Genomic DNA, 12,510 nt, shown 5'->3' on the forward strand with positions numbered 1-12,510 from the left:
CAGTACTTTACCTTGCCCCCTCCACCCGCCTCACAGCGGGTGCGGCCTCCTTGAGCGGCAGAGGACCACCTGGTAGCCGAGCGAGCCCGCCGGCTCAGCATGGTTGAAGTCCTCGTCGACCGCACACCACCCGTCCCCGGTAGTGACGAGCGGCGCCGACAGCCCCGCGAGCAGGCCTGCACGGGCCCGCGCTCGGGTCATCCGAGCAGGCGAGCCGACAGCTCCGGGCTGCCGGCGAGGCCCTCCTCCAGCGCCGCGCGGCGCAGGGGCGCCCAGAACTCGTGCGGCGCGGCCGCCCAGTCGAGCGGGCCGAACGGCGGCTCCGGGTCGTACTCGATGCCGAACTGCACCTGCCTCGCCACATCCTCGCCCGCCAGCGTGCGCACGAGGTGCAGCGCCAGGTCGATCCCCGCCGAGACGCCCGCCGCCGTGAACACGCGGCCGTCCTCCACCCACCGGCGCCGCACCGGTTTGGCGTCCAGCGCGGCGAGCTGCTCCAGGAACGCCCAGTGCGTGGTCGCCTCGCGGCCTTCCAGCAGGCCCGCGGCACCCAGAATCAGCGAGCCCGTGCACACCGAGCCCACCACGTCCGCGTTCACCGCCGCCCGCCGGAGGTACGACAGCAGCGTCTCGTCCGTCATCGCCTTCATCGTCGGCGCCAACCCACCTGGCACGAGGACCACCGCCGGGTCGGGGACCTCGGCGAACGTGTGGCTCGGGGCGAGCCGCACCGGCGTGTCCGTGGCCACCGGCTCGCGGGTCTCCCCGACCACCGCCACCTCGTAGCCGGGCAGCACCACCGGCAACACGGAGAGCACCTGCAGCGGCCCCACCAGGTCCAGCGGCGTCAAACCCGGGTACAGCACGAACGCGATCGTCTTCGTCTCCATGACCGACACAGTGGCGACCGCACCGCACCCGGCGGGCGGCGATGTCCGGATCTCTGCGAACCCTGTCCGCCGGCCAGGTGCTGCTAGCCTCCAGCGCATGAGGCGTGTCGTGATCATCGGCTACGAGGACGCGGCCCTGCTCGACATCGCCTGCCCCTCGGACGTCTTCGACGCGGTGAACCGGCTCGGGGTCACCCCCGGCTACGACATCCGCCTCGCCAGCATCGACGGCAGACCCGTCCGCAGCACCTCCGGCCTGACGCTGGCGGTGCACGAGCGGCTCGACCGGCTCTCCGGTCCCCTCGACACACTCGTCGTCGCGGGAGGCCTCGGGCACGAGGCGGCCGCGGCCGACGTGCGCCTGACCACGCACCTGCGCAGGCTGGCCGCAGCGACCCGCAGGGTCACGTCCGTCTGCACCGGCTCCACGGTGCTCGCGGCCGCGGGACTGCTGACCGGGCGGCGCGCGACCACCCACTGGTTCTGGGCGTCCCGCTTCGCCGGCAGCTACCCCGGTGTGACCGTCGATCCCGCTCCGTTGTTCATCCGGGACGGCAACGTCTACACCTCGGCCGGCGTCACGAGCGCGCTCGATCTCGCGCTCGCCCTGGTCGAAGAGGACCACGGGCCGGACATCGCCCGCGAGGTCGCCCGCCACCTCGTGACGTACCTCCAGCGACCCGGCAACCAGGCGCAGGTCAGCATGTTCCTCACGGCCGCGCCGTCGTCGGCACACCGGGTGGTGCACCAGGTGACCACGCACATCGCCGCCGGGCTGGCCGGGGACCTGAGCACGCCGGCGCTGGCCGCGGCGGCCGGCGTGAGCGAACGCCAGCTCACCCGCCTGTTCGCCGAGCACCTCGGGACCTCGCCGAGCCGCTACGTCCGCGCCGCGCGCGCCGAGGCCGCCGCGCAACTGCTGACCACCACTGAGCTACCGCTCTCGGCCGTCACCCGCCGGTGCGGGTTCGGCTCCACCGAGACGCTCCGGCAGGCGTTCCTCGACCACTACGACGCGGCACCGTCGGCCTACCGGCGCGCGCATCGCCGTCAGGACCGCGCCAGCAGCGGAATCCGCCCGCCCGCGAGCACCGCCTCCACCTGACGCTCCGAGAGCCGGTGGCGCAGCGCGTAGTTCTCGCCCTTCGTCTCGTTGCGCACGGACAGCTCGGGGCCGCCGGGCAGCTGCTCGCGCAGGTCGGCAAGCACGAGCGTGTCGCCCTGCTCGACGCGGTCGTAGTCGGCCGGGTCGCGGAACTCGAGCGCGAGGATCCCGAAGTTCGCCAGGTTCTGCCAGTGGATCCGGGCGAAGGACTTCGCGATCACGGCCTTGAGCCCGAGGTGCCGGGGCGTGATCGCCGCGTGTTCCCGCGACGAGCCCTGCCCGTAGTTGTCGCCGCCGACCACCACGTGCCCGTCGGTCCGGCGGGCCCGCTCCGGGTAGGTCTCGTCGATCTGCGTGAACGTGAACTCAGCCAGCTTGGGCACATTGGACCGGAACGGCAGCGCTCTCGCGCCCGCGGGCGAGATCTCGTCGGTCGACACGTTGTCGCCCACCTTCAGCAGCACGGGCGCCTCGATGCTGTCCGGCAGCGGCGGGAAGTCCGGCAGCGCCGAGATGTTGGGCCCCTTGACGAGCTCCTCGCGCGCGGCCTGCTCGGGCGGCAGCGGCGGCACCAGCATGTCCGTGTTCACCGAGGCGTGCTCCGGCAGCCGCAGGTCCGGCCACTCCAGGCCCAGCTCGCCGGCCAGGTCACGCGGATCGGTGATCACCCCGGTGAGGGCCGAGGCGGCCGCGGTCTCCGGCGAGCACAGCCACACGGCGTCCTCGCGCGTACCCGAGCGGCCGGGGAAGTTGCGGGGGAACGTACGCAGCGAGTTGTGGCCGACGGCCGGTGCCTGGCCCATGCCGATGCAGCCGAGGCAGCCTGCCTGGTGGATGCGCGCGCCCGCGGAGATCAGGTCGAACGTGTCACCCCGTTTGGTGAGGTCGGCGAAGATCTCCCGCGACGACGGGTTGACGTCGAAGCTCACGGCGTCGTCGGTCTGCCTGCCCCGCACCAGGTGCGCGGCGATCGCGAAGTCGCGCAGACCCGGGTTCGCCGACGAGCCGATCACGACCTGGCCCACCTCCGTGCCCGCCACCTGGGACACCGGCACCACGTTGTCCGGTGAGGACGGTCGCGCGATCAGCGGCTCCAGAGTGGACAGCTCGATCTCGTCGGTGATGTCGTAGTCGGCGTCCGGATCGGCGACGAGCTCGGTGAAGTCGCCCTCCCGGCCCTCGGCGCGCAGGAACGCGCGCACGGCGTCGTCGGAAGGGAACACCGTCGTCGTCGCGCCGAGCTCGGCGCCCATGTTGGCGATCACGTGCCGGTCCATCGCCGACAGCGTCGCCACCCCGGGGCCGTGGTACTCGATGATCCGGTTCAGCCCGCCCTTGACCCCGTGGCGGCGCAGCATCTCCAGCACCACGTCCTTCGCCGACACCCACGGCGGCAGTTCACCGGTCAGGCGGACACCCCAGATCTCGGGCATCCGCAGGTACACGGGCTCGCCGGCGATGGCCATGGCCGCCTCGAGCCCGCCGACGCCCATCGCGAGCATCCCGAGTGAGCCCGCGGCGCACGTGTGCGAGTCGGAACCGACCATGCTCTTACCGGGCGCGCCGAAGCGCTGCATGTGCGTGGGGTGGGAGACACCGTTGCCCGGCTTGGAGAACCACAGCCCGTACTTCCGGCACGCCGAGCGCAGGAACGCGTGATCCTCGGCGTTCTTCTCGTCGGCCTGCAGCAGGTTGTGGTCGACGTACTGCACGCTCACCTCGGTGCGCACGCGATCGAGGCCGAGCGCCTCCAGCTCCTGCATCACGAGCGTGCCGGTGGCGTCCTGGGTCAGGGTCTGGTCGATCCGGAGCCCGATCTCCTCCCCCGGCACCATATCGCCACTCACGAGATGATCGGCGATGAGCTGCTGCGCGACGGTCTTCCCCATGGGCCGGGGCTACCCGCGGGAACGCGTCGGCAATCATGGTGGGATGGCAGCCACGCACCGGGCCGACGTGCTGCTCGCGATCGCCGCGGGCGGCGCGCTCGGCAGCCTCGCCCGGTACGGGCTCGGCGTCGCGCTGCCCCACCCACCGGGCGGGTTCGCCGTGTCCACCCTGCTGGTCAACGTGCTGGGCTGCCTGCTCATCGGCGTGCTCATGGTCGTGCTCACACGGACCGCACAACCGCACCGCCTGCTGCGGCCCTTCGTCGGCGTGGGACTGCTTGGCGGCTTCACCACGTTCTCGACGTACGTCCTCGACGCCATGGAGTCGGTACGACACGGCAAGCCCGGGATCGCCCTGCTCTACGCGGCGGGCTCGGTGGTGTGCTCGCTCGCCGCGGTGGTCGCGGGCATGCTGGTGACCCGGCGGCTCCTGCGGCGCGCGGGCCGGCGCGGGCCCGTCCGGCAGAAACAGGCGGGAGGGGTCTGATGCGACCGTCCGGCCGCGCACTGCGGCTCACCGGGTACCTGGGCGAGGGGGACACGCGGCACCTCCGGCCCCTCTACCGCGAGATCGTGCGCTGGGCGCGCGAGGCCGGCCTCGCCGGGGCGCCGGTGAGGGGCTCGTGACACTCGATGAGCCCGGGGTGCTGTGCTACACGGGCAGGCGGGCGCCATGACCGTCCTGTGGGTGATGCTGGGCGGCGCGGCCGGGGCCGTGCTGCGCTACCTCACCGACCGGCGGGTGCAGCGCGCCAACGACTCCGTGTTCCCGTGGGGCACGCTCACCGTCAACGTCGCCGGCTCTGGTCTGCTCGGCGTGCTCGCGGGCTGGGCCCTCTCCGGCGGGGAACCCGGCGCCGTGCAGGCGCTCGTGGGCACCGGGCTCTGCGGGGCGCTCACCACCTTCTCCACCTTCGGCTACGAGACCGTGCGGCTGGTCACCGAGGGGGCCCGGCTCTACGCCGTCGCGAACGTGGTGGTCACCGTGCTCGCCGGGTTCGGCGCGGCCGGGGCCGGGCTCGTGCTCGGCACCGCGCTGTGGGGTTAGCGGGGCGCCAGCGCCTCCACCTGCTCCAGCGGATCACCACCGGTGGGCAGCAGCGAGATCACCGGCGTGGTGAGCCCGTTGTCCACATAGGACTTGAGGGTCTCGCGGCACCGCTCGGGGCTGCCGTGCACGATCAGCTCGTCCACCACCTCGTCGGGGATCACCGCGTTGGCCTTCTTGCGGTCCCCGGCCGCCCAAGCCTCGTGCATGGGCGCCAGCACCTCACCCCGGCCAAGCCAGTCGTGGAAGGCCCGGTACACCGGCACCGTGAGGTAGCTGCTGATGAGCAGGCGGCCGAGCTTGCGCGCGGCGTCGGCGTCCTCGGTGGGGCACACGAAGATCCGCGCCACCAGCTCCAGGTCCGGACCGACCTCCGCGCGCACCTTCGGCACGTCCGTGGGCGCGAGCCAGTTGGTGATGGCGCCGTCGGCCTCCCGCGCCGCCAGCCGCAGCATGCCGGGGCGCAGCGCGGCGAGCATGATCGGCGGCGCCGGGTCGGCCGGGCGCTCGAGGCGGAAGCGGCTGACCGAGAACGTCGGGTACTCCTCGGTCACCTTCTCCCCCGCCAGCGCCGCGCGCAGGAACCGCAGGGTGTCGCGCGTGCGGGCGTAGGGCTCGGTGAACGCGCCCGCGTTCCAGTTCTCCACGATCACCGGTGACGACGCGCCGATACCGAGCACGAACTTGCCCGGCGCGCACTCGGCGAGCGTTGCCGCGCTCATCGCGAGCACGCCGGGACCGCGCGTATAGACGGGCACGATCGCCGTGCCCAGCCGCAGCCGCGGCGCCCATTGCGAGGCCAGCAGCAGCGGCGAGAACGCGTCCGTGCCCGCCGTCTCGGCCGACCACGCGTCGGTGTAGCCGAGGCCGGGCAGCCGCTCGATCAGCTCGCGGTGCTGCGGCAGCGGCACCCCGGTGAGCGGAATGGTCAGTCCCCAGCGGTTCATCGTGCGGCCTCCAGTGCCTTCTTCAGCCATTCGACCTGCGTGAGCATCAGGTTCTCCGCGACCTCCTCGGCCTGCGGCGTCATGTGCGTGGCGCCCGCCAGCGGCAGGAACGTGTGCGCCCTGCCCGCGGCCAGCAGCTCCGCGGACAGCCGCAGAGCGTGCGCGACGAACACGTTGTCGTCGGCCAGGCCGTGCACGATGAGCAGCTCCCGGCGAAGGTTCGGCGCGTCGGCGAGCAGCGAGTTGCGTTCGTAGCTATCGGGCTCGTCCTGCGGACGGCCGAGGTAACGCTCGGTGTAGTGCGTGTCGTACAGCGACCAGTCGGTCACCGGGGCGCCCGCCACCGCGGCGTGGAACACGTCCGGCCTGCGCAGCACCGCGAGCGCGGAGAGGTAGCCGCCGTAGGACCAGCCCCGGATGGCGACCCGGCCGAGGTCGAGGTCGGGGTGGTCGGCCGCGACGGCGCGCAGCGCGTCGACCTGGTCGGTGAGGGTGACCTCGGCGAGCCTGCCCGCGATCTCCTTCTCCCACCCGGGCCCGCGTCCCGGCGTGCCCCGACCGTCGGCGACGAGGACGGCGAAGCCCTGGTCGGCCAGCCACTGCGAGGTGAGGAACGCGTTGCGGCTCTGCAGCACACGCTGGGCGTGCGGGCCGCCGTACGGATCGAGCAGCACCGGCAGCTTGGCGCTCCCCTGCTGGTAACCCGTGGGCAGCAACAGCGCCGCGCGCAGGCCCCGCTCCCCCACGGTGAGCCAGGTGAGGTTGGGCTCGATGCCGGGATCGACGGTGTACGAGGCGACCTTCGCGATCGGCTCGCCGTCCCGCAACACCGAGACCTCCGGACCGCTGTGCGTGAGGCTCCACGACGAGAGCACCGTGATCTCGGTGTTGCCCGCGCCGATGTGCACACCGTCCACCGTGGACAACCGGCGGACCGAGCCGTTCTCCGTGCGGTAGACGTGGATCTGCGTCGGGTCGTCCTCGGAGGCGCTGAACAGCACCTCGTCGCCGACGTCGAGCACCGAACGCACCTGCAGGCCCGGACCGGTCACGGGCTTGCCGTCGAGCAGCAGCCGGTAGGCGCCGTCGGCGGCACTCACGTGCGCGAGCCTGCCGTCGGTGGTCCAGGCCGGCACGCCCGCGACGATCTCCACCCAGTCCGGGTCGCTCTCGGCGTGCACGAGGCTCGTCGAGCCGTCGCCAGGATCGACGGCGTAGACCTCGAGGCGTTTCTGGTCCCTCGGCTGCACGGTGATCAGCGGCGCGCCGCCTGCCGACCAGTGCACGGCGACGAGGTACTCCCAGTCACCGCGCTCGACGTCGACGCGGCTGCCGTCGAGACCCAAAAACGACAGGGAGACGTCGACGTTGGTGGTGCCCGCGGCCGGGTAGGCGACGGTGTTGACCGGGACGTCCGGGTGGACCGGGTCGGCGATGTGCCAACGGGGCACGGCCGAGCGGTCGGTCCGCTGGACGAGGAGAGAGCGCCCGTCAGGGGACCACCAGTAGCCGCGGACCCGGCCCATCTCCTCGGCGGCGATGAACTCCGCGAGACCCCACGCGATGTCCTCGCCCGGCTCGTCGACCATGAGCCGGTCGTCACCCGTGACAAGGTCGACGACGCGCAGGCGCCGGTCGGCGACGTAGGCGACGTGCGTGCCGGCGGGGTTGGGGCGGGGGTCGACGACGGCGCCGTCGACGAGCACCCTGGTCTCGCCCGTGCGCAGGTCGGCGGTGTAGAGCTTGCCGGAGAGCGAGAAGGCGACGACGGTGAACGCCGCGTCGGTCGCATAGCCGACGACGCCACCGGAGGTCTCGCGCGCCCGCTCCCGCCGCGCGCGCTCCTCGGGCGGCAGATCCTCCTCGCCGGGCAGCAGTTCGGCCGCGTCGACGATCTTGGTCTCGGCGGCCGAGCGCAGATCGAGCTGCCAGAGGCTGTTGCGCCGGTCGACGCCGGACTCGGCGCGCAGGTACAGCAGCCGGGAGCCGTCCGGGGAGACCCGGAACTCCTTCGGCGCGCCAAGGGTGAACCGCTGCGTCCGCGCCTGCGTGCGCAGGAAGGAGAGATCGTCCGTCACGAGACCCCACTCTTGCAGAAGGGGTCGCGGTCGCGCCAACACCGGCACGCGGTGCAACGATTCGCGTGTCTCAGCGCCGATATGCGCAACGAACCGAACATCGTGAGACGAGTTCGCGGCTGATGTCACCGGCGAGTTCGACCTAATCTGAACGTATGACGACCTTCGCCGACGGCACCACCAGCACCACGACCGCCGACCTGATCGCGCTCGACGAGCGGTGGAGCACGCACAACTACCACCCGCTGCCGGTCGTGATCGCCGAGGCGGAGGGCCCGTGGGTCACCGACGTCGACGGCAGGCGCTACCTCGACTTCCTCTCCGGCTACTCGGCGCTCAACTTCGGCCACCGCCACCCCGCGCTCGTGGCCGCCGCGGTCGGGCAGCTCGGCCGGGTCACGCTCACCTCGCGCGCGTTCCACCACGACCAGCTGGGCCGCTTCTGCCAGGAGCTCGCCGCGCTCACCGGCACCGAGAAGGTGCTGCCGATGAACTCGGGCGCCGAGGCGGTGGAGTCGGCGCTCAAGGTCGCGCGCAAGTGGGCATACCGCGTCAAGGGCATCCCGGACGGCACCGCGGAGATCGTGGTCGCCGCGTCGAACTTCCACGGCCGCACCACCACGATCGTGTCGTTCTCCACCGACGAGACGGCCCGTGCGGACTTCGGCCCGTTCACGCCCGGCTTCGTCGTCGTGCCCTACGGCGACGAGGCGGCGCTGACTGCGGCGATCACCGAACGCACCGCGGCGGTGTTGCTGGAGCCCGTCCAGGGCGAGGCGGGTGTGATCGTGCCGCCGCCCGGCTACCTCGCGCGGGCACGTGAGCTGTGCGACGAGGCGGGCGCGCTGCTGATCGCCGACGAGATCCAGTCGGGGCTCGCGCGCACCGGCCCGGTGCTCGCGCTCGACCACGAGGGCGTGCGCGCCGACCTCTACACGCTCGGCAAGGCGCTCGGCGGCGGGATCGTGCCCGTGTCGGCGGTGGCCGGGCGCGCCGACGTGCTCGGCGTGCTGCGACCCGGTGAGCACGGCTCCACCTTCGGCGGCAACCCGCTCGCGTGCGCGGTGGGCCGGGCCGTGGTGCGGCTGCTGGAGACGGGCGAGTTCCAGGAGCGGGCCACCACGCTCGGGGCGCACCTGCACGCGCGGCTGGGCGAGCTGATCGGTCACGGCGTGAGCGAGGTGCGCGGCCGCGGCCTGTGGGCGGGGATCGACATCGCGCCGGGCGGGCTCGCCGGACGCGAAGCCTCGGAGGCGCTCATGGCCCGCGGCGTGCTGTGCAAGGAGACGCACGGCGCGACCCTGCGCGTCGCGCCCCCGCTCGTGATCGGCCGTGACGAGCTCGACCAGGGAATCGACGCGATCGAGAAGGTCGTGCGGGCGCGCTGACGGGCAAGATGGGGGCATGACCCGAGACGGGATCGACCTTCGCACCCCCGTGAGCTCCGAGGACGTGCTGGCCCGGGGCAAGGCGCTGCGCGACGCCGTGCCGGCCGGTTCCCACGATCACGACCCCGTGAGCCCGCGCAGGCCCGGCGTGCTCGCCTACGTCGAGGCGAGCAACGCCGGGCGGCTGCCGCGGCTGCTGCCCCTGCGGATCGGCCGGATGATCGCCTCACCGTTCTCCTTCTTCCGCGGGGCGGCCGGGCTGATGGCCGCGGATCTGGCCGGCACACCGGCGAGCGGGTTGACCGCGCAGCTGTGCGGGGACGCCCACGCCGCGAACTTCGGCCTGTACGGCACGCCGGACGGCGAGATCGTGATGGACATCAACGACTTCGACGAGACGGTGCCGGGGCCGTGGGAGTGGGATCTCAAGCGCCTCGCGGCGAGCCTCGTGCTGGCGGGGCGAGAGGGTGGCGTGTCGGAGAAGCAGTGCCTCGAGTCGGCCGAGGACGTGGTGAAGTCCTACCGTCGCGTCGTGCGCGGGCTCGCCGAGCTGCCGTTCCTGCGCTCGTGGAACGCGCTGCCCGACGCGTCCGTGGTGGCCAAGGCGAAGGCCGACGAGCTGATCGACGACTTCGAGCGGGCAGCCGCCAAGGCCCGCAAGAACACGAGCGCGAAGGTCGCCGCGAAGGGAACCCGGGAGTACGAGCACGAGAGTGGGCTGCGGCGGCTGCGCTTCGTGGAGGACCCGCCCGTGCGGACGAGGGTCGACGAACGGACCGCCGAGGCCGTGATCGACGGGCTTGAATCCTATGTGGACACCTTGCGCGAGTCGCGGCGTGACCTGATCGCCCGCTACACGGTGTCCGATGTGGCCTTCCGCGTGGTCGGCACGGGAAGCGTCGGCTGGCGCTGCTACATCGCGCTGTTGCACGGCAACGGCGACGAGGTGCTCGTGCTGCAGCTCAAGGAGGCCCGTCCGTCCGCTTTGGAGGAATACCTTAACGTCGAGCCCGCCGGGCACGAGGGGCGCCGCATCGTGCACGGAGCCCGGCTCGTGCAGGCGGAGACCGACATCCTGCTCGGCTGGACGACCATCGAGGGCAGGCCGTTCATCGTGCGGCAGTTCCGGAACCTGAAGGGCGACATCGACCCCACCGGGCTCAAGGGCGACCACCTCGACGACTACGGCAGGCTGGCGGGCGCGCTGCTCGCGCGGGCACACGCGCGCTCGATCGACCCGAGGCTGCTGGCGGGCTACTTCTCCGACGACGAGGACATGGACGAGGCCGTCGGCCGCTACGCCGTGCGCTACGCGGACCAGACCGAGGCCGACCACGCCGAGCTCGTCGCCGCCGTCCGCGACGGCAAACTCGAGGCGGAGGAAGACGAGGACTGACCGACCGCAGTGAAGGCCACCTTCACTGCGCCCGCCCGTCTCCCACCACCACCCAGACGGAGACGCTGGCGCGCCGCTGTGTTGATTCAACGCAGGCAAGGTGGCCTTCACTGCGGCTGGGCTAGCCCACGGCGGCGCTCGCGACCTCCGAGACTGTGCCGTCCTCCTCGAAGCGCAGGAACCGGTCGAAGGAGTCGGCGAACCAGCGGTCGTGGGTCACCGCCACCACCGTGCCCGTGTACTCCTCCAGCGCCTGCTGCAACGCCTCCGCCGACACGAGGTCCAGGTTGTCGGTGGGCTCGTCGAGCAGCAGCAGCGTCGCCCCCGACAGTTCGAGCAGGAGCACCTGGAACCGCGCCTGCTGACCGCCGGAGAGCGTCTCGAACCGCTGCTCGGCCGACGCGGCGAGGCCGTAGCGGCTCAGCGCCGCGGTGGCCGTCCCGCGATCCATGCCCTGCCGCCTGCCCTCGCCGCGGTGCAGCACGTCGAGCAATGTCCGGCCCTCCCATTCGGGGTGCTGGTGGGTCTGTGCGAAGAGGCCGGGCACCACGCGGGCGCCGAGCCGGTACGCGCCCGCGTGCCGCACGGGCTCCCCCGCCAGCAGGCGCAGGAAATGGCTCTTGCCGGAGCCGTTCGCGCCCAGCACGCACACCCGGTCGCCGAAGAACACCTCCAGGTCGAACGGCGCCATGAGCCCGGTCAGCTCCAGCGACTCGCACGTGATGGCCCGGATGCCGGTGCGCCCGCCGCGCAGCCGCGGCCTGACGCGCTGTTCCTTCGGCGGCAGCGGCGGCGCGCCCTCCTCCTCGAACCTGCGCAGCCGCGTCTGTGCCGCCTTGTAGCGGTTGGCCATCACGTCGCTGATGGTCGCGGCGCGCTGCAGCGAGCGCACCAGCTCCTTGAGCTGCTCGTGCTTCTCGTCCCAGCGCCTGCGCAGCTCCGCCATCCGGTCGGCCCGCGCGACCCGCGCCGCGTGCCAGTCGCCGAACCCGCCGCCGTGCACCCACGCCGTGCCACCCTCGACGGTGACGATGTGGGTCGCGGCGCGGGCCAGCAGCTCCCGGTCGTGGCTGACCAGGAGCACGGCCTTGCCGGTGTCGATGAGCCGCTCCTCGAGCCAGCGCTTGCCGGGCACGTCGAGATAGTTGTCCGGCTCGTCGAACAGCAGCACCTGCTCCGGCCCGCGCAGCAGCGCCTCCAGCACCAGCCGCTTCTGCTCGCCCCCGGAGAGCGTGCGGACCTCCCGGAACCGGGCGGTGTCGAACGGCACCCCGAGCGCGGCGACCGTCACCGTGTCCCACAGCACCTCGGCCTGGTAGCCGCCCGCCTCGCCCCACGCCGTGAGCGCGTCCGCGTAGCGCAGCTGGGTCTTCTCGTCATCGGCGTCCATGAGCGCGAGCTCGGCGGCGTCCAGGCTCGCGGCCGCGTCACGCACCGGGCGCGGGGCCACGGCCAGCAGCAGGTCGCGAACCGTGCGGTCGTCGCGGACCGAGCCGATGAACTGCGGCATGACGGCGAGTCCGCCCTGCGCCGTCGAACCGCCCGCGCGCGGCGGCACCTCCCCGGCGAGGATCCGCAGCAGGGTGGTCTTGCCCGCTCCGTTGTCGCCGACGAGGGCCACGACGTCCCCCGCTCCCACCCGGAACGACACGTCGCGGAACAGTTCCCTGCCGTTGTCAAGGCGGTACGCGAGCCCGCTCGCCTCCAGAAATCCCACGGGTCGCATGGTCGCCGATCGGCCAGCACGCCCGCGACCGAATTCCGCCGCA

Annotated in this window: 12 protein-coding genes; 6 read left to right on the top strand and 6 right to left on the bottom strand. The window is 72.5% G+C overall.

Annotated elements, in window-relative coordinates; genetic code table 11:
• Positions 1–30: 30 nt before the first annotated feature.
• Both DI005_RS38395 and DI005_RS33965 read right to left on the bottom strand, forming a co-directional pair.
• A complete protein-coding gene (locus tag DI005_RS38395; RefSeq protein ID WP_158559946.1) occupies positions 31–201 on the bottom strand; it encodes a hypothetical protein in 171 nt (56 codons plus the stop codon).
• A complete protein-coding gene (locus DI005_RS33965; RefSeq protein ID WP_113644811.1) occupies positions 198–890 on the bottom strand; it encodes a DJ-1/PfpI family protein in 693 nt (230 codons plus the stop codon). Before DI005_RS33965 ends, DI005_RS38395 begins: the two co-directional genes overlap by 4 nt.
• Positions 891–987: 97 nt before the next feature.
• On the opposite strand from DI005_RS33965, the gene DI005_RS33970 reads away from it, so the two are divergent.
• Positions 988–1,995 carry a GlxA family transcriptional regulator gene (locus DI005_RS33970; RefSeq protein ID WP_113644812.1) on the top strand — a complete coding sequence of 336 codons (1,008 nt, stop codon included), beginning with the start codon at positions 988–990 and terminating at the stop codon, positions 1,993–1,995.
• Here the strand turns inward: DI005_RS33970 and DI005_RS33975 are convergent.
• Entirely contained in the window at positions 1,941–3,884 is a 1,944-nt protein-coding gene (locus DI005_RS33975) for an aconitate hydratase (RefSeq protein WP_113644813.1), read from the bottom strand. The genes DI005_RS33970 and DI005_RS33975 overlap by 55 nt on opposite strands.
• Before the next feature lie 43 nt (positions 3,885–3,927).
• Between DI005_RS33975 and DI005_RS33980 the strand changes: the two genes are divergently transcribed.
• From DI005_RS33980 to crcB, 3 genes are read left to right on the top strand one after another with little or no spacing between them, the layout of a single operon-like run.
• Positions 3,928–4,371, top strand: a complete 444-nt coding sequence (locus DI005_RS33980) for a CrcB family protein (RefSeq protein WP_112266889.1) — start codon at positions 3,928–3,930, stop codon at positions 4,369–4,371.
• A complete protein-coding gene (locus DI005_RS33985) occupies positions 4,371–4,511 on the top strand; it encodes a DUF190 domain-containing protein (protein ID WP_112266891.1) in 141 nt (46 codons plus the stop codon). The genes DI005_RS33980 and DI005_RS33985 overlap by 1 nt, the downstream gene beginning before the upstream one ends.
• Before the next feature lie 46 nt (positions 4,512–4,557).
• Complete coding sequence (gene crcB / locus DI005_RS33990; protein WP_112268222.1) at positions 4,558–4,932, top strand: fluoride efflux transporter CrcB; 375 nt, start codon at positions 4,558–4,560, stop codon at positions 4,930–4,932.
• Here crcB and DI005_RS33995 read toward each other — a convergent pair.
• Together DI005_RS33995 and DI005_RS34000 are read right to left on the bottom strand one after the other, a co-directional pair.
• On the bottom strand, positions 4,929–5,879 hold the full coding sequence (locus DI005_RS33995; protein WP_112266893.1) for an LLM class F420-dependent oxidoreductase: 951 nt from the start codon (positions 5,877–5,879) through the stop codon (positions 4,929–4,931). The genes crcB and DI005_RS33995 overlap by 4 nt on opposite strands.
• Complete coding sequence (locus DI005_RS34000; protein WP_113644814.1) at positions 5,876–7,957, bottom strand: prolyl oligopeptidase family serine peptidase; 2,082 nt, start codon at positions 7,955–7,957, stop codon at positions 5,876–5,878. Before DI005_RS34000 ends, DI005_RS33995 begins: the two co-directional genes overlap by 4 nt.
• A 155-nt stretch (positions 7,958–8,112) precedes the next feature.
• On the opposite strand from DI005_RS34000, the gene rocD reads away from it, so the two are divergent.
• Both rocD and DI005_RS34010 read left to right on the top strand, forming a co-directional pair.
• A complete protein-coding gene (gene rocD / locus DI005_RS34005; RefSeq protein WP_113644815.1) occupies positions 8,113–9,345 on the top strand; it encodes an ornithine--oxo-acid transaminase in 1,233 nt (410 codons plus the stop codon).
• A gap of 16 nt (positions 9,346–9,361) precedes the next feature.
• Complete coding sequence (locus DI005_RS34010) at positions 9,362–10,741, top strand: DUF2252 domain-containing protein (protein ID WP_113644816.1); 1,380 nt, start codon at positions 9,362–9,364, stop codon at positions 10,739–10,741.
• 121 nt (positions 10,742–10,862) lie between these two features.
• On the opposite strand, the gene DI005_RS34015 is transcribed toward DI005_RS34010, so the two are convergent.
• Complete coding sequence (locus DI005_RS34015) at positions 10,863–12,467, bottom strand: ABC-F family ATP-binding cassette domain-containing protein (protein ID WP_199543457.1); 1,605 nt, start codon at positions 12,465–12,467, stop codon at positions 10,863–10,865.
• Positions 12,468–12,510: the final 43 nt, after the last annotated feature.

Origin of the sequence: Prauserella sp. PE36 (assembly GCF_003311655.1) — a bacterium.
In the GTDB taxonomy this organism is placed as follows: Bacteria; Actinomycetota; Actinomycetes; order Mycobacteriales; family Pseudonocardiaceae; genus Prauserella_A; species Prauserella_A endophytica.